The organism is Sporosarcina sp. FSL K6-1508 (assembly GCF_038007465.1).
Classification (GTDB): domain Bacteria; phylum Bacillota; class Bacilli; order Bacillales_A; family Planococcaceae; genus Sporosarcina; species Sporosarcina psychrophila_B.
Window position 1 is genome coordinate 2,423,554 of sequence record NZ_JBBOXF010000001.1, and the last position, 18,933, is coordinate 2,442,486.

Annotated in this window: 18 protein-coding genes; 16 read left to right on the plus strand and 2 right to left on the minus strand. The window is 41.3% G+C overall.

Annotated features, from left to right (window positions below; all coding sequences use genetic code 11):
* Positions 1-119 precede the first annotated feature (119 nt).
* The 5 genes from pepV (at position 120) to MKZ11_RS12140 (ending at position 5,086) form a co-directional block, all read left to right on the plus strand.
* A complete protein-coding gene (gene pepV, locus MKZ11_RS12120) occupies positions 120-1,526 on the plus strand; it encodes a dipeptidase PepV (RefSeq protein ID WP_340794682.1) in 1,407 nt (468 codons plus the stop codon).
* 2 nt (positions 1,527-1,528) lie between these two features.
* Positions 1,529-2,383 (plus strand): D-amino-acid transaminase, encoded by an 855-nt coding sequence (dat, locus tag MKZ11_RS12125; RefSeq protein WP_340794683.1) that lies wholly within the window; start codon positions 1,529-1,531, stop codon positions 2,381-2,383.
* 32 nt (positions 2,384-2,415) lie between these two features.
* Positions 2,416-3,390 (plus strand): nuclease-related domain-containing protein, encoded by a 975-nt coding sequence (locus MKZ11_RS12130; RefSeq protein WP_340794684.1) that lies wholly within the window; start codon positions 2,416-2,418, stop codon positions 3,388-3,390.
* A 168-nt stretch (positions 3,391-3,558) separates the two neighbouring features.
* Positions 3,559-4,206, plus strand: a complete 648-nt coding sequence (gene trmB / locus MKZ11_RS12135; protein WP_340794685.1) for a tRNA (guanosine(46)-N7)-methyltransferase TrmB — start codon at positions 3,559-3,561, stop codon at positions 4,204-4,206.
* Positions 4,207-4,240: 34 nt separating this feature from the next.
* Positions 4,241-5,086 carry a YtnP family quorum-quenching lactonase gene (locus tag MKZ11_RS12140; RefSeq protein ID WP_340794686.1) on the plus strand — a complete coding sequence of 282 codons (846 nt, stop codon included), beginning with the start codon at positions 4,241-4,243 and terminating at the stop codon, positions 5,084-5,086.
* A 133-nt stretch (positions 5,087-5,219) separates the two neighbouring features.
* Here MKZ11_RS12140 and MKZ11_RS12145 read toward each other — a convergent pair whose 3' ends face one another.
* On the minus strand, positions 5,220-5,534 hold the full coding sequence (locus MKZ11_RS12145) for a hypothetical protein (protein ID WP_340794687.1): 315 nt from the start codon (positions 5,532-5,534) through the stop codon (positions 5,220-5,222).
* Between the two features lie 179 nt (positions 5,535-5,713).
* On the opposite strand from MKZ11_RS12145, the gene MKZ11_RS12150 reads away from it, so the two are divergent.
* The 10 genes from MKZ11_RS12150 (at position 5,714) to MKZ11_RS12195 (ending at position 15,512) form a co-directional block, all read left to right on the plus strand.
* Positions 5,714-6,787: a M42 family metallopeptidase gene (locus MKZ11_RS12150; RefSeq protein WP_340794688.1), complete on the plus strand. Its 1,074-nt coding sequence runs from the start codon at positions 5,714-5,716 to the stop codon at positions 6,785-6,787.
* 74 nt (positions 6,788-6,861) lie between these two features.
* The gene (locus MKZ11_RS12155) at positions 6,862-7,380 is read left to right on the plus strand and encodes a DUF84 family protein (RefSeq protein WP_340794689.1); all 519 of its coding nucleotides are present in this window, start codon (positions 6,862-6,864) and stop codon (positions 7,378-7,380) included.
* 138 nt (positions 7,381-7,518) lie between these two features.
* A complete protein-coding gene (locus MKZ11_RS12160; RefSeq protein ID WP_340794690.1) occupies positions 7,519-8,031 on the plus strand; it encodes a hypothetical protein in 513 nt (170 codons plus the stop codon).
* A 171-nt stretch (positions 8,032-8,202) separates the two neighbouring features.
* Positions 8,203-9,021: a DUF1444 domain-containing protein gene (locus tag MKZ11_RS12165; RefSeq protein WP_340794691.1), complete on the plus strand. Its 819-nt coding sequence runs from the start codon at positions 8,203-8,205 to the stop codon at positions 9,019-9,021.
* Positions 9,018-9,623 (plus strand): YtpR family tRNA-binding protein, encoded by a 606-nt coding sequence (gene ytpR / locus MKZ11_RS12170; protein WP_340794692.1) that lies wholly within the window; start codon positions 9,018-9,020, stop codon positions 9,621-9,623. The genes MKZ11_RS12165 and ytpR overlap by 4 nt, the downstream gene beginning before the upstream one ends.
* 111 nt (positions 9,624-9,734) lie before the next feature.
* Positions 9,735-12,329 (plus strand): DNA translocase FtsK, encoded by a 2,595-nt coding sequence (locus tag MKZ11_RS12175; protein ID WP_340794693.1) that lies wholly within the window; start codon positions 9,735-9,737, stop codon positions 12,327-12,329.
* Between the two features lie 113 nt (positions 12,330-12,442).
* Positions 12,443-13,756 (plus strand): UDP-N-acetylmuramate--L-alanine ligase, encoded by a 1,314-nt coding sequence (gene murC, locus MKZ11_RS12180; protein WP_340794694.1) that lies wholly within the window; start codon positions 12,443-12,445, stop codon positions 13,754-13,756.
* A 219-nt stretch (positions 13,757-13,975) separates the two neighbouring features.
* Entirely contained in the window at positions 13,976-14,464 is a 489-nt protein-coding gene (locus MKZ11_RS12185) for a DUF948 domain-containing protein (protein ID WP_340794695.1), read from the plus strand.
* A 45-nt stretch (positions 14,465-14,509) separates the two neighbouring features.
* Entirely contained in the window at positions 14,510-15,265 is a 756-nt protein-coding gene (locus tag MKZ11_RS12190; protein WP_340794696.1) for a YtxH domain-containing protein, read from the plus strand.
* Between the two features lie 49 nt (positions 15,266-15,314).
* A complete protein-coding gene (locus MKZ11_RS12195) occupies positions 15,315-15,512 on the plus strand; it encodes a hypothetical protein (protein ID WP_340794697.1) in 198 nt (65 codons plus the stop codon).
* Here MKZ11_RS12195 and MKZ11_RS12200 read toward each other — a convergent pair.
* Positions 15,499-17,634: a cell division protein FtsA gene (locus MKZ11_RS12200; RefSeq protein WP_340794698.1), complete on the minus strand. Its 2,136-nt coding sequence runs from the start codon at positions 17,632-17,634 to the stop codon at positions 15,499-15,501. The two genes, MKZ11_RS12195 and MKZ11_RS12200, sit on opposite strands and share 14 nt — an antisense overlap.
* A 164-nt stretch (positions 17,635-17,798) precedes the next feature.
* Between MKZ11_RS12200 and MKZ11_RS12205 the strand changes: the two genes are divergently transcribed.
* On the plus strand, positions 17,799-18,884 hold the full coding sequence (locus MKZ11_RS12205) for a bifunctional 3-deoxy-7-phosphoheptulonate synthase/chorismate mutase (protein ID WP_340794699.1): 1,086 nt from the start codon (positions 17,799-17,801) through the stop codon (positions 18,882-18,884).
* Positions 18,885-18,933 lie beyond the last annotated feature (49 nt).

Consider the following 18,933-nt stretch of genomic DNA (forward strand, 5'->3'; position numbering starts at 1 on the left):
TAACGTATTTATAGAAAAATTGCATGAGTTAATTGTAAAAAAACTGTGAAAGGTGATTCCTCTTTATTTTCTTGGGCGAACGTGTGAAAATAGATTGACTATGAAAGAAGGTGCCTTGAATGTTAAATTGGAAAAATGAAGCTTTGAAAAGGCAAGAATACCTAATAGAAGATCTGCAAAATTTAATTGCTATTCCATCTGTACTCGACGAAAGCGCTGTAACCGATGATCTGCCATTTGGACCAGAACCAAAGCGCGCGCTTGACTGGCTGTTGGAAGAAGGCCGAAAAGCGGGAATGCTCGTGAAAAATATTGATAATATGGCGGGACATATTGAGATGGGAGGAGGAGAGGAACTCATCGGAATTCTCTGTCACGTCGATGTTGTACCAGCGGGGAGTAATTGGGTCCATGAGCCGTTTGGCGGTACTGTTGAGGACGGCAAGTTGTTTGGACGTGGTGCTATCGATGATAAAGGGCCGACTATAGCGGCATGGCATGCCATGAAAATAGTACGTGATTCTGGTATCGTATTGAATAAACGTATACGACTCATTATTGGAACAGACGAGGAAAGTGGCTTTCGCTGTGTAAATCGCTATTTTGAAAAAGAGGAAATGCCGACTATCGGTTTTGCTCCAGATGCCGACTTCCCGATAATTAACGCTGAAAAAGGAATTGCCTCTATTTTATTTACGCAAAAAGCAGTAACTGCAGACGGACAACTTTTGCTGTTCAAGTCGGGAAATCGCACAAATATGGTACCCGATTATGCAGAGGCACATCTGTCAGGGGACGTAGAATTCGATAACGAACAGTTCGTTACATTTTTGAATATTCATGACGTAACAGGAGGAGTTTCCATTGAAGGTAGCAATACCATCATCAGCTTGAATGGAAAATCAGCGCACGCGATGGAACCGGATAATGGTGTCAATGCAGCTGTACTTCTGGCTTCTTATTTGAACCGGATCTTGAAAGAAGGTCCATCAAAAGACTTTACACAATTCATGTTTGAAGCGTTTGCTAATGAGTCACGAGGACTTTTCCTAGGTTTAGCGTTTAATGATGAAATGTCAGGCGATACAACGCTGAATGCGGGTATCGTGACATACAATCCTGAAAGTGGAGGAGAAATTAACGTCAGCTTGCGTTACTCAGTCAGCTATCCGTTCGAAGAGAAAATGACGACATGCATGGAACGGTTAATTGAAACACCTTTTTCAATCGATATCGGATCGAACTCTGCACCTCATCATGTGGATGCAAGTGACTCTCTCATCAGAACATTGCAAGAAGTGTATACTGATCATACGGGAGAACATGCAGATCTATTGGCGATTGGCGGTGGTACGTACGCACGTGTTCTTGAAAAAGGAGTTGCTTTTGGTATGCTGTTTCCTGGCAGGGAAGATGTAGCTCATCAGGCCGATGAATATGTTTATATAGATGACTTAGTGAAGGCGACTGGAATTTACGCAGACGCAATTAGCCGACTCGTATCTGAAAAAACGGAAGGGGAATAAGGATGACAGTGTATTTTGTTGACGGACGGTTCACAGAACGTGATGGATTGAACATATCCATTGATGACCGGGGTTATTATTTCGGTGATGGTGTGTATGAAGTAATTAAAGTATATGATGGAGAATTGTATACTGCGGAAGAACATATTAATCGTTTATTTCAAAGCGCAGCGAAGATAAAAATGTCAATTCCGTATGCTGAAGTGCAATTAATGGAGATTGCCCGTGAATTAGTGGCGACAAATAATATACTGATCGGGCATGTTTATATTCAAGTGACACGCGGATCTGCTCCGAGGCTTCATCAATTCCCTAATCCGGCAGTATCGCCAGTTGTTACTGCATATGCAATCAACAACCCAAGACCTATTGCAGGCATGGAAAAAGGAGTCGCGGTCAAGTCAGTGGAAGATGTGCGTTGGCTGCGTTGTGATATTAAAAGTTTAAATATACTCGGCAATGTTCTTGCCAAGCAGGAAGCACAGGAAGCAGGTTGTATTGAAGCGCTACTTCATCGTGACGGGATTGTCACAGAAGGCTCCGCTTCGAATATGTTTGGGGTAAAAGATGGAACAGTCTATACCCATCCTGTGACCAATCTCATATTGAATGGAATTACGCGTCAAGTCATACTTGGACTATGTAGTGAACAGGGTATCCCACTTATAGAGAAATCTTTTACACTTGAAGAAGCATTTGAAATGGATGAATTTTTCTTAACATCAACAACATCTGAAGTGACGCCAGTTATTTCAATCGATGGACGTTCTTTAGGTACAGGAGTGCCAGGTTCAGTAACGAAAAAGATACAAAAAGCATTTAACTTACAAATCCCGTCTTTCATAGCGGGTGAGTAATAGTGTACAGTATGTGATCGGAGTGAATGGACATGGCGCAACTTGTTAAGCTGCTCGACTATGTATCCCGTTATGAACAAGATCTTACGCGTTATCCATCGCAGTATATCCGTCTAAAAAGGTATCAGTGGGAACGTATGAAAACTCAATGGGAAAGTGGAGCGGATTTATCAGAATGGCGACGAGAGATGGAGGAGGTAGAAGAACCGGAGGAGAGTAAGTGGTTTTCTCCTCTGCTCCGGGTCTTCGGCCAACGTAAAGATGTTGAGGCAGAGCAGAATCATAGCAACTGCGAAGAAGAAAAAAGTAGTGAAGAAGACGATTTTGGCTTTAGTCTAAACGTAATTCATAATCCTTCGACTCTTGAACAATTAAGAAAAGTTTATTTGGATCAGCTTTTTCATTTTCAAATCAAGTGGGCAAGCTCGACAATAATGGACAAGTCAAGGGTCGATTCACGTTTTTTGCGTGATACACTTTTACGAAGCTTCGCCCAGCAACTTCCAGATAATTATCTGTTGTTTTATTATCCGATTTTGTTGCTGAAGAAAGCGCCTGTTGAGTTGGACATTATCATTTTGACACCTGTTGAATGCATGTGTATTACAGTGCTGGAGCAACAGGATGTTGCTGCATTCAGCGGAAGCGGAGACCGATTCTGGTTAAAAAAACTGGGAGAAAAAGAAACGAAACTTCTCAGCCCGCTTATTGCACTTAATAGAACTGAAAAAATTATTTCAGGTATATTTAAAGCGCAAGAAATCGATTTTCCAGTACGTAAATATTTAATCTCACGCAACGGGTATATCGATCATCCAGGTTCAGCATTCGATGTGGATATAATCGATAGACGGGCATATGACAACTGGTTTTCTTCACTTAAGAAAATGTCTGTACCGATGAAATCTACGCAATTCAAAGCAGGACAGGCAATACTTGACTTGGGACAAACGACGTCAATAAGCAGATTGTTTGGCGAAGAAAATTATACAGAAGAAGAGAAATAACCTATAAATTGATTAGATAAGTTGAAGTATTGAATCCGGTTTATAAACTTAGGGCCATAGCGGTATTGAATTGAATCATTAACTAGGCTCCTATCTAGTATACCGAAATATCCTGTTTTAACCTTTTTAGGCATAAATCATAAATTGAAATAGAAAAGAGTGTATACAATGCGACTCCGCAATAAACCTTGGGCAAGGGATTACATGGCAGAACACCCTGATGTCCTTTTAGCAGAACCAGAAAAAATGATGAATGGCTGGCAAAACCTGTTTGGTAATGAGAATCCAATCCATATTGAAGTGGGATCAGGGATGGGGCAATTTATAATCGGCATGGCAATTGCTAATCCGGATGTTAATTATATAGGTATCGAGCATTTTGATAATGTTATTGTATCGGCGCTTGAAAAAGCGATTGAAGCTGACAAACCGTCAAATCTACGATTATTCCGTGCAAATGGAATGGATCTCGCAACTATCTTCCACAAAGGGGAAATTGATCGAGTCTATTTGAACTTCTCCGATCCTTGGCCTAAAACAAGAAATGCCAAACGAAGATTAACACATAAAACGTTTTTAAAGCTTTATGAGGAAGTACTTACGCCGGGCGGAGAAATCCATTTTAAAACGGATAACCGTTTGCTGTTTGAATACTCACTCGTTTCGATGTCAGAGTATGGCATGATTCTTCGCTCTGTATCGCTCGATTTGCATGCGGAAATGCCTGAAGATAATATCATGACAGAATATGAAGAGAAATTTTCGGCAAAAGGGCACCCGATATATAGGCTTGAAGCTCAATTTAATAAGCTATAATTTCATGTAGGTAAGGGAAAGGGAGGATGTTTCTGTGGATACATATACTTTTCACAATATGACGTTGACGTGGCTGGATGGAAGTGGGAACTATCTGGACGGCGGAACAATGTTTGGGGTGGTTCCAAAAGCGCTTTGGTCAAGGCGCTATGAAGCGGATGAACAAAATCGCATTAAAATGAGAAACGATCCGATTTTAATTCGTTATGAAGGAAAAAATATATTAATTGACACAGGGCATGGCAAAGGGAAACTTTCAGAGAAAATGAAAAAGAATTTGGGGATAACGGAAGAGGCAAAAGTCGAGGAAAATCTTGTTGAGCTTGGTCTGTCACCAGGAGACATTGATACTATACTTATGACGCATTTGCATAATGACCATGCGGCGGGTTTGACGGAATGGCGTGATGGGAATCTTGTTTCTATATTCCCGAATGCGGATATTTACGTTTCTCAAACTGAATGGGATGAAATGCGTAATCCGAATATCCGTTCCAGAAATACATATTTAAAGGAGAACTGGGAGCCTGTCCAGCAACAGGTGAAGACATTCGAGGAAAGCATTACTATCCTGCCAGGAATCGAAATGATTCACACAGGCGGTCATAGCGATGGGCATAGTATTATCAAATTGACACAGAATGGCGAGACGATTCTCCATATGGCTGATATTATGCCAACGCAGGCGCATAGTAATCCGTTATGGGTGCTAGCTTTTGATGATTATCCGATGACGTCAATTTTTGCGAAAGAGAAATTGATGCAAGAAGCACTTGCTGGTGGATATAAATTTATTTTTTATCATGATGCCTATTATAGACTAATAAAATGGGATGCAAGTGGAAAGGAAATCATCGAAGCCGTCAAGGTTTCTCATTAAGGACAGGCGCTGGAGTTTTAATGTTGAGTCGTTCTATGCACTGATTATCCAATGATTTCGAACTTTATAGTTTCTAACGCAATTAAAAAACCGCTATACTACCGATAGAATTCGGCAGTGTGGCGGTTTTAATTTACATTTTTTTTAATTCGACGACTGTACCTGTTTTTGCATCCGCTGCAAATTCGAATTGTTCCAGTTCGCCTTCTCTAATGCGTGATATTCCGCCGCGGTACACATCCATTGTAATAACATTGTTCGTGTATGGCTCAGTTTTCATGACGATCCATGAACCATCTATCGGACCTTCATTTTTAAAAGCATTTTTAATGGTGTTTAAAACAGAGTCTGCTGAAACATTCTGATTAACACGATCGATCGTTTCGCTGACAACGATTCCGGCCGCAATACCTGTTAACACGCCTGCTAGGAAATCCTTCAATTTCATACTCGTTTTACCCCCTACATGGTTATTTAAACCAGTGTACCACACTACTATGATTCATTGCAGAGCTAGTCTATTGAAAATAGTAATTCGTTTTCCGAATTAAACATGGAAAGTTTCTGAATAATCGACTACACTATTTAATGTAGACAACATACATAAGAAGTGGGAGGCAATACTCTATGCATAAGGATACAATTGAAATGTTCAGAACATTAACGGAACTTCCGGGCGCGCCTGGCAATGAACACGCGGTGCGTAATTATATGCGGAATGAGCTTGGGAAGTATGCTGACGAATTGATCCAAGATAACCTGGGTGGTATTTTCGGTGTTAGAAAAGGGCCTGAAGATGGACCGCGTATAATGGTTGCGGGTCATATGGATGAAGTTGGATTTATGGTTAGCCAAATTACAGAAAACGGAATGATTCGTTTTCAGCCGCTTGGCGGTTGGTGGAGCCAAGTACTGTTAGCACAACGCGTTGAAATTATTACGGACAGCGGTCCGGTTATTGGTGTCATCGGTTCGATTCCGCCACATCTGTTAAGCGATGAAGTGCGCAATAAACCGATGGATATAAAAAACATGCTAATTGATATCGGTGCTGACAATTTGGGCGATGCTAAGAAAATCGGTATTCGTCCGGGGCAGCAAATCGTTCCAGTTAGCCCGTTCACTCCAATGGCGAATGATAAGAAAATACTTGCTAAAGCTTGGGATAATCGCTATGGGTGTGGGCTCGCAATCGAGCTCTTAAAAGAATTGCACGGTGAAAAACTGCCGAATAATTTGTACTCCGGTGCTAATGTTCTTGAAGAAGTTGGACTTCGCGGGGCTGCGGCAGCCGCAACAATGATTGATCCGGATTTATTCTTTGCACTCGATGCAAGTCCCGCAAATGATGCCACGGGGGACAAAAATGAATTTGGTCAACTTGGAAAAGGGACATTACTTCGGATTTTTGACCGTTCGATGATCACTCACCGCGGCATGCGTGAATTTATTCTTGATATGGCTGAAACTCATAATATTCCCTACCAATACTTCATTTCACAAGGCGGGACGGATGCCGGACGGGTCCATATGTCGAATGAAGGCATTCCAAGTGCAGTTATTGGTATTTGTTCGCGGTATATCCATACGTCGGGGTCGATCATCCATACGGACGACTACGCAGCAGCGAAGGAGCTTCTCGTGAAACTCGTCCAAGCATGTGATAAGACGACGGTAGAAACAATTAAAAGTAACGTATGATTTGAACCCCGTCCTTGTGCTCTTAATTGGAGCAAAGGACGGTTTTCTATTTGAATATATGGAGGGGAACATGCATGGAATTTATGATTGGATCTACAAATCCTGCAAAAGTGAAAGCGGCAAAGGAAGTTCTTGCAATTCATTTCCCGTTGGCAAATCTTGTTGAAGCCGAAGTGGGATCAGGTGTTTCAGACCAGCCATTCGGTGATGATGAAACCAGATTAGGTGCTATCAACCGTGCATTGCGTGCAGCAGGAACAAAAACGGGTGTAGTCGGAATTGGACTGGAAGGCGGTGTCAGGATTCTTGAAGAGCAGATGTATCTTTGCAACTGGGGAGCATTGGCACTTCCTGACGGAACAAGATTTACGGCTGGCGGTGCACAAATTCCGTTACCGAAAGAAATTGCGGATGAGTTGACGGCTGGGAAAGAATTGGGACCGGTAGTCGATAATTATTTCAAAACCAGCGGAATCCGGAATAAAGAAGGCGCCATCGGAATGCTGACAGCGAACGCGGTAAAGCGTGATGAGCTGTTTGTACACGTTTTACAGCTTCTAATAGGTCAATATAAATATCATTTGAATTGTTAATAAGTGGAGGTGATTTGTTACGTCATTAAGTTACAAGGTCTGAGAGGAAAACAGGTTGCAACGTCTTTAGGTTGCAACTGTACTTCAACAATATTAAAATGATTAATGGAGCTTAATTTAATGAATGGAGGAAGCCGAATGTTCCGAAAATGGAAATTCATATTCCTATTGGCGGTATCCGTGTTAGCGCTTGCAGGATGCGGGAAATCGCTCGACGAGAGAGCAACTTCAGGTGTCGAGACAGCGAGAGAAGCATTTCATTCGAATGATAAAAATCGTACGGAAGAAATTGATGGCATTAAACTATACAAGCCTGCCGGATTTACGATGAATGATAATTCAGATGCGCAAAATATCGTCTTTATGAAGAACGATGAAACATTCATTCTTTTTATTAATCCAAATGAAAAGAGTGACAGTAAACTATTTTATGATTTACTTCTGGCGGATCAAAGTAAAGAAATTGTCGAACAAGCAACATTCACTGATGAGGATACATTCGGCTTTGCGGCTGTAGTGAAAAGCGGCGATGATGTCGAGCTTATTACGAGCGTTGGCGGAACCAAAATGACGACATTGACAAAAAAGAAAAAGATTGAAGAAAATCTAGCAAGAATGATGGAAATCGTTCGTTCTGTTAAGCAGGATTAGGTCAATTTCTTTTTTTGAAAAAAGATAGACTAGAAAATGTAATTGACATGGAATACTATCTTGGCGCCAGACGCTCACTTACACAACTGCTACCGTAAGAGAGCGATAATTGTAGAGGGCATTCCGGTAAAACGGCGACTTGCGCTTTTTTAGAATGGAGGAAATTAGTAGATGAATTCTGCACAGCTTGTTGAAATTTTAAAAGAGCATCTTCCATCTGAACATTTCAAGTGGAGGTTTGACCGGAAAACGGATAAGGTCCGTCTTGAACATTCAGTTTTAAAAAAAGGGATGGATATTTCTTTACCGGAAATTCTGGTGAAATATGAACAGAAAAAAGATGCAGCAATAAAAGAAATCGTTTATACAATCAGTGAAACATTTAAAGCAATGGAAAAAGAGCAATCAATGGGTTTCTCTGAGGGTAATGTTATTTACCCCGTTATCAGATCATCATCCTTTCCGCAAAAATCTGCGGTAGGACAGCGTTTCCTAATGAAAGATCATACAGCTGAAACACGTATCTATTATGCACTGGACCTTGGAACGACTTATCGTTTAATCGATGAAAGCATGTTAGAGTCTATCGGATTATCTGAAACGGAAATAATGGAATCTGCGCTTTTCCGGGTCAGGGCGCTGCCGACAGTAATGAAAAAGGATGAAGTTTCGGATAACATCTATTACTTTGTTAACAATAATGACGGCTATGATGCGAGTAGAATATTAAATAGCGCATTCCTGAAAGAGATGGAAGAGAAAATTGAGGGACATATGACTGTCTCAGTTCCGCACCAAGATGTGCTTATTATCGGCGATATCCGAAACGATACAGGCTACGATGTACTTGCGCAAATGGCTATGCATTTCTTTACAACGGGCGCTGTTCCGGTTACGTCGCTTTCATTCATCTACGAAGATGGGAAACTTGAACCAATTTTCATCATGGCTAAAAATCGTTTGGCAAGAAGGGAAGGAAAGAAAAAATGAACGTATTCTATAACTTAAATGGTGTCGGGGACGTATTGCTTGTTCAAATCGCGCTTACACGACCAGAAGCCATTACAACGAGATCGCAAGGGGATGTAACATTGATCCATGACGAAGCGACTGGGGAATTGGCTGCTATTAACTTATTTAAAGCATCAGCTTACATGAAAGTCGAAGCCGCGGGGGAAGTCGAGTTAACTGAGGGAATGGTCAGTCAACTTCAGGGTGCACTTCTAAAGAACGATGTTGACTTTAAACTCGATGTTGACTTTACGCCTAAATTCGTCGTTGGCCATGTTTTGAAAAAAGAAAAGCATCCGAATGCGGATAAATTAAGTGTCTGTTCGGTTGATGTTGGCAATGAAACAGTCCAAATTGTCTGCGGCGCACCGAACGTAGATGAAGGACAGAAAGTTGTTATTGCAAAAGTCGGAGCTGTTATGCCATCAGGAATGGTCATACGTGATGCGGAACTGCGCGGTGTAGCATCGGCTGGAATGATTTGCTCCGCTAAAGAACTTGGATTGGCCGACGCACCTGAAGAAAAAGGGATTTTAGTATTAGATGACAATGCTGTCGTTGGCAAAATATTCAATAAGTAAGTGTGGAAAAACGTACCGATATGGTACGTTTTTCTCATTTAGTAGATTGATTTGATTTAGTCGTGTCAGTACTGTTAAAATAGAGTGATTGACATGGAAAGAGTGATAGTCTTGAGTTGGTTTAAAACGATTGCAAACCGGTTATTTGGACCGGATGAAGATGAGAATATAGAAAATGTGGATTATGAAAAAAGAGAGATTGAAATTGATGAGACATTAAAAAGGATGGAAACAAAGAACAGTACTTCATTCCGATTTCCGATTATCTCGGATGCAGAAATATACGGTTGGGATGAGGAACCTGTCAACGAACGTGATTATCCAAAAACTACAACCCCAATTAAAGATGAAGATGATACTTACGAAACGAAACCGCTTCATGAAAATGCTAAATGGCCGAGTGATACTAGAAAGGTCAATATCTTTAGAGCCCAATCTCCACTGAAATATGGTACTGAAGAGAAAGAAAAAAGGAGAACTCCTACTACTCCGGGAAAAGTTCAGCAGGAGGAGCTTACTCCTAGGATGAATGCAGTGGTGCAAAAACGCTCAAGCAAACCATTTATACCGACTGCAGTTCCTTCGCCGGTTCATGGATTTGCCAAGCCGCAAAGGGATGTACCGAAAATCTTGGAAGTGGAAGAAGAAAATTTATATTCATTGGAAGAAATGGCAGATGTCGGTGAGCAGGACGATAAGATTGATGATCTTTTTGAAAAGAACGAGACGATTTACCCTTCTCAATCGACAGTAACTTCTGTAGTGGAGAGTGAAATCAGTAAACTTTCTTTCGATGAAATAGCATTGCTGGAGGCGGAAGTTTCCGAAGTAGATTCGGCAGTGACTGATACTGTTGATGAAGAAATAGTAGCCGTACCGGATGATGTAGAGGCTGCGAAGGCTGATAATGTTGTCATAGAACCAGAACCTTGGACGGTAAAAGAAGATTCAAATGGAATTATTTCAAATGTAGTGGAACATACTGAGACTGAATTAACTGAAATAGAAACGGGACAATTCACTAAGAATGAAGTAGTGGAAGGCGAACAAACTCTGCAAATGAGAAGTGAACGGACTGTTCCTTTCAATGTATTAATGTTGAAATCCGACAAAGAGAAAATAAAGGCAAAAGAACCCTTAATATCGCAAGCGACAATTGAAAATATAATGGCGAATACGATGAGTGAACCAATTACTCATAAACCCGCTGTCACCATTCAAGAAGAGATTTCGGTAGACGTGAAAAAAGTAGATGAAGAAATCTTAGAAGAACTAGAAGAAGAACCCTATTATGCTTTCCCGTCACTGGATTATCTAATTCCGCCAGAAACGCAAATTGAAGATACAGAATGGCTGGAATCACAATCGGAAAAGCTTGAGGAGGCCTTGTCGCATTTTGCGGTCAAAGCGAATGTCATCGAAGCGATGCAAGGCCCGACAGTTACTCGCTTTGAACTGACTGTCGGAGTAGGCACCAAGGTGAGCAAAGTACGTAATTTGACAGATGACTTGAAGCTGGCGCTTGCAGCGGAGGATATTCGAATCCAGGCACCGATTCCTGGAAGGAGTTCTATCGGAATTGAAATACCGAATCGAAAGACAAGACCAGTCCGGATATCCGAAGTTATCGCAACAGAGCAGTTCAGGTCTTCTACATCACCTCTCGAAGCTGTGCTCGGTTTAAGCCTAACGGGGACACCGGTGACCTTAGATTTGCGTAAGATGCCACACGGAATGATTGCGGGAGCTACAGGTTCAGGTAAGTCCGTTTGTATAAACTCGATTTTGGTCAGCTTACTTTACAAAGCTTCACCAACCGATTTGAAGATGATGTTGATTGATCCTAAAATGGTAGAACTTGCACCATTCAATGGAATTCCGCATTTAATCAGTCCGGTTATTACGGATGTTAAAGCTGCAACGGCCGCTTTGAAATGGGCGGTAGCTGAAATGGAAAGACGTTACGAGCTACTTGCTCATGCGGGTGTCCGAGATATCGAACGGTATAATAAAGCAGCCGTAGAAAATCGCCGCTTCTCTTTGAAAATGCCGTATCTTCTAATTGTGATTGACGAGCTTGCCGATTTAATGATGATGGCGCCGGCGGATGTCGAGGTTTCAATTAGCAGGATTGCTCAGAAGGCGCGAGCTTGCGGGATTCACTTGATTATCGCAACACAGCGTCCTTCTGTCGATGTCATCACAGGTACGATCAAAGCAAATATTCCAACGCGAATTGCATTTTCGGTTTCATCCCAAATCGATTCAAGAACTATCATTGATTCTCCAGGAGCTGAAAGACTGCTTGGAAAAGGAGATATGCTCTATATTGGAAATGGGCAGTCTTCTAGTGTCCGGCTACAAGGTACATTTGTCACGGATGAAGAAATAGAGCGTATAATAGAACACGTTCAGAATGAGGCTTCACCAGACTATTTATTTGGGCAAGAAGACCTTCTTGCAAGCAGTATCGAAGAAGAAGGAGCCGATTCACTCTTTGAAGAGGCTTGTCTCTTTATCCATGAAACAGGCAGTGCTTCTACGTCTCTGTTACAACGAAATTTTAGTATTGGATACAATCGGGCTGCAAAACTAATTGACCGCATGGAGAAAAGTGGTTTCATCTCAGGTCCGCGTGGAAGTAAGGCGCGTGATGTATTTTTAACAGAAAGTGATCTCGATCGACTTACAGATCGTTTGGAGTAATAAATGGATTACGATGTAGACAACAATTAAAAATGCTTAAATGACAAAATCATCGGAAATAATTTACTGTAGTTTAATTAAGGGGAACAGAAATGATCCCGGGAGGTTGCATTATGACGTTGTTCCATTTTACTGGCATCAAGGGCGCCGGAATGAGTTCGCTGGCTCAGATTCTTCACGATTCTGAGAATGAAGTACAAGGTTCGGACGTGGAGAAATGGTTCTTTACAGAAGATCCACTTCATGAAAGAAAGATTTCTGTACTGAAATTTGATGAAAATAATATTAAAACAGGCATGACGATCATCGCTGGGAATGCTTTCCCCGATAGCCATCCAGAACTTATAAGGGCAAAAGAGCTTGGGCTTGAAGTTATTCGATACCATGACTTTCTAGGGGAATATATGGAGAAATTCGTATCCGTTGGAGTTACCGGATCTCACGGCAAAACATCGACTACAGGCTTGCTTGCACATGTGTTATCGGGCCATTCACCAACTTCTTATTTAATTGGAGATGGCACGGGTAGCGGTCCGGCAGACAGCGAGTATTTTGTTTTCGAGGCTTGTGAATATAAACGGCATTTTCTTGCATATAAGCCGGATTACGCAATCATGACGAATATTGACTTCGATCATCCAGACTATTTTAAGGATTTAGCAGATGTGATGAATGCATTTGGCGAAATGGCACTCCGTGTGAAAAAGGCGCTTATTGCTTGCGGAGATGACATCCACTTGCAAAAGATACAAGCTAATGTACCAGTAGTCTATTACGGATTTGATGATTCGAATGACTTTGCCGCAAAAAATGTTACCAAAACCGTGGAAGGATCATCCTTTGATGTTTTCGTGCGTAACGAATTTTATCATACTTTTATGATACCGCAGGCCGGTGATCACGCAATCCTGAATTCGTTAGGCGTGATTGCACTTTGTCACTACGAGGGTGTAAATGCTTCCATTATACAAGAGAGACTTTCCACATTTACTGGTGTGAAAAGGCGCTTTACCGTCACGGAAACGGATGATCGTATTATTGTAGACGACTATGCCCATCATCCGACAGAAATTCAGGCAACACTGCAATCAGCAAAACAAAAGTACCCGGACAGGGAAATTGTCGCAGTATTCCAACCACACACTTTTACGAGGACTGCTGCTCTTTTAAAAGAGTTTGCGGAAAGTCTTTCAACCGCTGATCATGTCTACTTATGTGATATATTTGGTTCAGCACGTGAACAGGGTGGGAATTTAACTATTAATGACCTGATTAAAAAAATTCCAGGTGCAAAGCATCTTGATCTTAATGATAATGAAGCGCTTGAAGCGCATGGAAGGGCAGTTTACTTATTCATGGGCGCCGGTGATGTTCAGAAGTATATGAACGCATTCAAAAATTATCTAGAAAAAGAAGAGACAGCCTGAGGATTAAAACAGCTTGATCAAGGACCAAGACGATTCAACTTGGTCCCTGATCAGCTGTTTTTCATTTGCAGAAAAAAAGAATTACTAAGAAATGAAAATGATTTTTAGTTGAATGCAGGAAAATGAAGATTAATGTCGAAGATGTTGTAGAGGCATAACGTTTATTTTGTTATGAAAAGGGTAAACTTAGCTTATAGCGTAGGTAAAGGAGGCAGTGCCATGGAAAATTTATTGTACATAGCGGCAATTGTCGCTGCAATCGCATTTTTGATTTTATGCATTAGTTTAGCGATGACTCTGTTCTCATTGAAAAACACATTGCAAAGTGTTTCTGGAACGATGGAAGGACTAACAACACAACTTGAAGGGGTAACAACGGAAACGACTGAACTTCTTCATAAAACAAACAATCTTGCTGAAGACATCCAGCAGAAGGCAGAAAAACTGAACTCAGTAGTAGATGCTGTAAAGGGCGTCGGTGAGTCTGTAACAGGACTTAATTCTTCCGTTCAAAGAGTGTCCAGTAACATCGCTGCTGAAGCGGAACGGAACAGTGACAAAATTGCGCAAGTCGTTCAGTGGAGTACTGTTGTTTTTGGCGTAATGGACAAAGTGAAAGAACGGAAGACAGGTACTAGAGGTTGGACTGCTTATAAACCTACACCAGGTCAAAAGAGATTGCCGAACCCGAATGATCGCATGCAATAATTATCAATAATAAGAAATACTTTTGAAAAATAGGAGGAATTAGATATGAATGAAGATCGCAAAGTGAAACCGAATTTTAATGACGCTCAGTATAATCATGAATTTAACCAAAGTAACAGGGAATATGAAAACACGTACGGTCAACAATCTTATTTACCTGTGAATTATAATAAGAACTATACAGATTCTTTCTACGACGAAGATGACAGTTCAGGAGCAGGCAGTTTCTTAGTAGGTGCCCTTGTTGGAGGGGTTATCGGAGCGGCTGCGGCACTTTTTCTAGCACCGAAATCAGGCAGTGAAATGCGCGGTGATTTTACAAATCAAGCATCTCAGCTGAAGGATAAGAGTATTGAAATCAGTTCTGTTGCAAAAGAAAAAGCGAATGAATTAACTTCTGTTGCAAAAGAGAAAACCGGAGAACTATCAAAGTCGATTCAAGAACAATCTGGGCAACTTGTCGATAAAGTGAAATCGATGACATCTAAAACATCGGTACCGATGGATGATGGAACAGCATCTTCTGAAGGTGAAGAGTCTATTGATTATGTCGATGTGGCTAAAACTAAAGTTGAAAACGTATTGGAAAACGGGGAAGAAAAAGTAACGGCTACTGTAGATGCATTAAAAAAGGCAGTTGAAAATAAAGTTAGTAATAAAGAAGGTAAAAAAGAGAATAATATCAAAGATGAAACAACAGGTAATAGTAACGTCTCTTACGATAATAGCGATAATCTAGGTAAAGATAAAATAACGAACCAGAACTATGTGACTGACATACTAGAAAAACCAAAAAAATAATAAGTAAAAGATCCACCTATTCAAATTTGAGTAGGTGGATCTTTTCGTCTTGAAAATTATTGAACTTGTCATAATAGATAAGTTGCTGCTTGGTGAATTGATGCCTAATCCAGTCTCAAGCACGTGGGCGTCCGCACAAAACAAGATATACAGTAAATATGACGAATTTAGACAACCGTCAGGGAATGAACTGCATTCCTTCCCTGACGAGGGCAGACAGATGCTTGGCTTTTTTATGCGAAACTGATTTCAAGCCTGTCGCCGCCATAGATAGCATCGTTGAATCCGATTGGTGTCCCGTTTCTAAGCAAACTATAATTACTTGAGGGATTTTCGGGCAAGCTATAATCTGTAAATGCGAAGACGTCGCTAAAAGTTATAGGACTTTCAGTTAGCGAGACGAAATCGAGTCGATCCCCAGGTTTTACAATCGCTGAAACCTCCACCTTAGTTCCATTTAATGTAGGGGTGAGCAGCGGTTTACGAATTGTAACTGGTTCTTCATTAAATGTAACTGTTATTGTATCGAAAGCCTTTTTACCTATCTCTGATATAACTTCATCTACCGTAGGCAGGGAATGGTTTTGTATTGTAATTTGGTCACCATCCTTAATAATTTGTGAAGGCCGTACTGGTGTCCCTGATATGAAAAATTCAATGTTTCTTTTTTTCAGCGTAATCGTTTTTTGATTGACTGAGACAGTAAAATCATTTTCAATTATAAGATCACTTCGTTGCATTTTTTCGAATGCGGCCGCCACTGTTCGAGCATGGGCGACTGTGATTTTATCGCGGTCTTGGATTGCCGTATCAATCGTTTCCGGATTTCCGTTTATGTTTATGATTGGCTCCAATGAAACAGCAACTCCATTAATCGTTGCACTGATCGTTTCCATTTCTTCAAGAAGGTCGCGTACGGTTGCGGTTGCATTACTGCCATCATTCCCAGGAATCAAGTTAATCGTATCATCATTTTGAATGAGGTCTTTAGTGCTTGCTGTCTCTCCGTTCAATAGAATTGTCGATGGCGTACCGTGTTCTCCCGGTATCATAATGTCATTACCGTTTACTATTACGGTCATCCCGAGTCCGGGCATGCCATAGAGTTGACGGGCTTTAATGTTTGCTGCCAGAAGTGCATCGCTAACAGTCATTTCTTTTAATTCGAAAAGCCGCAATACCTTGTCGTTTACAGAAACGGACATATAGTGAATCGGTGCTCTTCTTGCTGCGATGGCAATTCCGATAGGGGTGACGAGTTCGGGTGATGAAGCGATGCCGGGTTCCAATGTAACACCGGATAGAGCATCTAATCCACGGATACCCACTCTGTTTTCGGGAAGTCCCAAGCATGTACTAATTTCTTTTGTAAGACCGGGTGTCAAACTTCCACCGCCCACAACCATGACTGCTTTAGGTGCAAGCCCGTTGTTCAAGCGCTTAATTTCGTCTGAAATGGATTTTGCGAGCCGATCAACGGCGGGTTTGATAACATCAACCACGTCCTGGGATGCGAAGTCTTGTTCAAAGCCGAGAATGTCAGTCATGACAATTACGTCTTCTGTTGTGATACTTCTTTTTGCAACTTCAGCGAGTGGGAAGTCAAGAAGAAAATGGTTGCTAAGTGCTTCCGTAATTTCATCCCCTGCAAGTGGCACCATTCCATAGGCCACAACTGTATTATTATCGGTAATAGCGATATCCGACGTCCCTGCACCTATATCGACGAGCGCGACGTTTAAGCGTCTCATGGATGGCGGAATTAGGACGTTGATGGCTGCAATCGGCTCTAAGGTTAGTGCTTCCATTTCCAGCCCGGCGCGTTTTAATGCCGAAAGAAGTGATTCGACTACAACCCGAGGCAGAAATGTCGCGATTACGTCAACAGAGGCAGACCGGCCAGCCTGATCGATTAAGCTGCCTATTTCATCACCTTCGAGTTTGTAGTGAAGTACAGAATAGCCGACGCAATAATAATAGTCATCTTTCGTAACAGTATCCGATGACAGCAGTTTTTGTTGTGCTTGTTGAACCGCTGCGAGTTCTAAGCGATTGACATCTTCATCAGAAATGAGGGATCTTTCTGAAATGTCGATTGCCATTGATCCTTCAGAGGTTTTTAAAGCTCGCCCTGCAGCAGCGACACTGACTTGTTTCAAAGGACCGTGCTTTTCTTCAAGTATTTCTTTAATCTCTAAAATGACATTTGCAACACTTAAAATGTTATGTATTTGACCGTCAATCATTGAACGTTCTTTGTGTTCAATCGAAACAAGATCGGCAACATGAAACATACCATTGTCTTCGATGAGGATGATTCCGACGACGGAACGGGTCCCAATGTCGAGCGCAAATAATGTAGTAGCCAAGTTATTTCATCCTTTCTGTTGATAAATGACTTGTTTTAGAAGAATAAATAGAAATAACGTGACTTTTCAAATAGTCTTCTTTATACTTAGGTCTATTATCAAAAATGTAACATATATTCTTCTCTTCTGAAAGGGAATTATATATGCGGGGAGGAGACGGACTGATGAGGCAAAATGATTTAGATGAATTACGTGGCCGTGTAAACGAGCTGAATGTTAAAGTTTTGGATCTTATTAACGAAAGAACAACTGTTGTCCAAGAAATTGGTAAAGTAAAAGAAAAGCAAGGTGTCAACAGGTATGATCCGATCCGCGAAAGAGAAATGCTTAACTTCTTAAAAGAATCTAATAACGGTCCGTTGCCTAATGGGATTCTCGAACAAATCTTTAAAGGTATTTTCATGTCCGCACTTGAAATACAGGAAGACGATCAACGCAACGCTTTGCTTGTATCACGTAAGCGAAAAGCAGAGGATACGATTGTCGATGTGAATGGACATAAAATTGGTGATGGAAAACCGTCATTCATTTATGGTCCGTGTGCAGTCGAATCGTATGAGCAGGTTTTAGCTGTTGCACAGTCTATTAAAGCAAAAGGGTTAACGATGATAAGAGGCGGCGCATACAAACCTCGTACATCGCCATACGATTTCCAAGGACTAGGTCTTGAAGGTTTAAAAATACTGAAACGCGTTGCTGATGAAACAGGGCTTTCGGTTGTTACGGAAATCATTACACCGTCACATTTAGAAGAAGCACTTGATTATATCGATGTTGTCCAAATTGGTGCACGTAATATGCAGAACTTTGAATTGTTGAAGGAAGCTGGGATGATTAATAAACCAGTGCTTCTGAAACGTGGACTTGCAGCGACAATCGATGAATTCATTCACGCAGCCGAATATATAATTTCAAAAGGCAATAGTCAAATTATCCTTTGTGAACGAGGTATCCGTACATATGAACGGGCAACCCGCAATACATTAGATATTTCAGCTGTTCCGATACTGAAGCAAGAGACACATTTACCGGTCTTTGTGGATGTAACACACTCTACAGGCAGAAAAGACTTGCTACTGCCTACAGCGAAAGCTGCGATAGCGGTAGGAGCGGATGGTGTAATGGCAGAAGTACATCCAGATCCGGCCGTTGCATTATCTGATTCTGCACAACAGATGGATCTGCAACAGTTTGATGAGTTCTATGAAGCGATTAACCAGTTCATGAACACCCACCACACGATCTCATGATCCAACGCCGGACCTTCCAAGGTTCCGGCGTTTTGATTAGATAAAGAAA

Coding starts and splice junctions, on each gene's coding strand:
- MKZ11_RS12130 (WP_340794684.1), top strand. CDS start 2,416: ATGGCGCAACTTGTTAAGCTGCTCGACTATGTATCCCGTTATGAACAA.
- pepV (WP_340794682.1), top strand. CDS start 120: ATGTTAAATTGGAAAAATGAAGCTTTGAAAAGGCAAGAATACCTAATA.
- MKZ11_RS12205 (WP_340794699.1), top strand. CDS start 17,799: ATGAGGCAAAATGATTTAGATGAATTACGTGGCCGTGTAAACGAGCTG.
- MKZ11_RS12155 (WP_340794689.1), top strand. CDS start 6,862: ATGGAATTTATGATTGGATCTACAAATCCTGCAAAAGTGAAAGCGGCA.
- MKZ11_RS12160 (WP_340794690.1), top strand. CDS start 7,519: ATGTTCCGAAAATGGAAATTCATATTCCTATTGGCGGTATCCGTGTTA.
- dat (WP_340794683.1), top strand. CDS start 1,529: ATGACAGTGTATTTTGTTGACGGACGGTTCACAGAACGTGATGGATTG.
- trmB (WP_340794685.1), top strand. CDS start 3,559: ATGCGACTCCGCAATAAACCTTGGGCAAGGGATTACATGGCAGAACAC.
- MKZ11_RS12165 (WP_340794691.1), top strand. CDS start 8,203: ATGAATTCTGCACAGCTTGTTGAAATTTTAAAAGAGCATCTTCCATCT.
- ytpR (WP_340794692.1), top strand. CDS start 9,018: ATGAACGTATTCTATAACTTAAATGGTGTCGGGGACGTATTGCTTGTT.
- MKZ11_RS12150 (WP_340794688.1), top strand. CDS start 5,714: ATGCATAAGGATACAATTGAAATGTTCAGAACATTAACGGAACTTCCG.
- MKZ11_RS12145 (WP_340794687.1), bottom strand. CDS start 5,534: ATGAAATTGAAGGATTTCCTAGCAGGCGTGTTAACAGGTATTGCGGCC.
- MKZ11_RS12185 (WP_340794695.1), top strand. CDS start 13,976: ATGGAAAATTTATTGTACATAGCGGCAATTGTCGCTGCAATCGCATTT.
- murC (WP_340794694.1), top strand. CDS start 12,443: ATGACGTTGTTCCATTTTACTGGCATCAAGGGCGCCGGAATGAGTTCG.
- MKZ11_RS12190 (WP_340794696.1), top strand. CDS start 14,510: ATGAATGAAGATCGCAAAGTGAAACCGAATTTTAATGACGCTCAGTAT.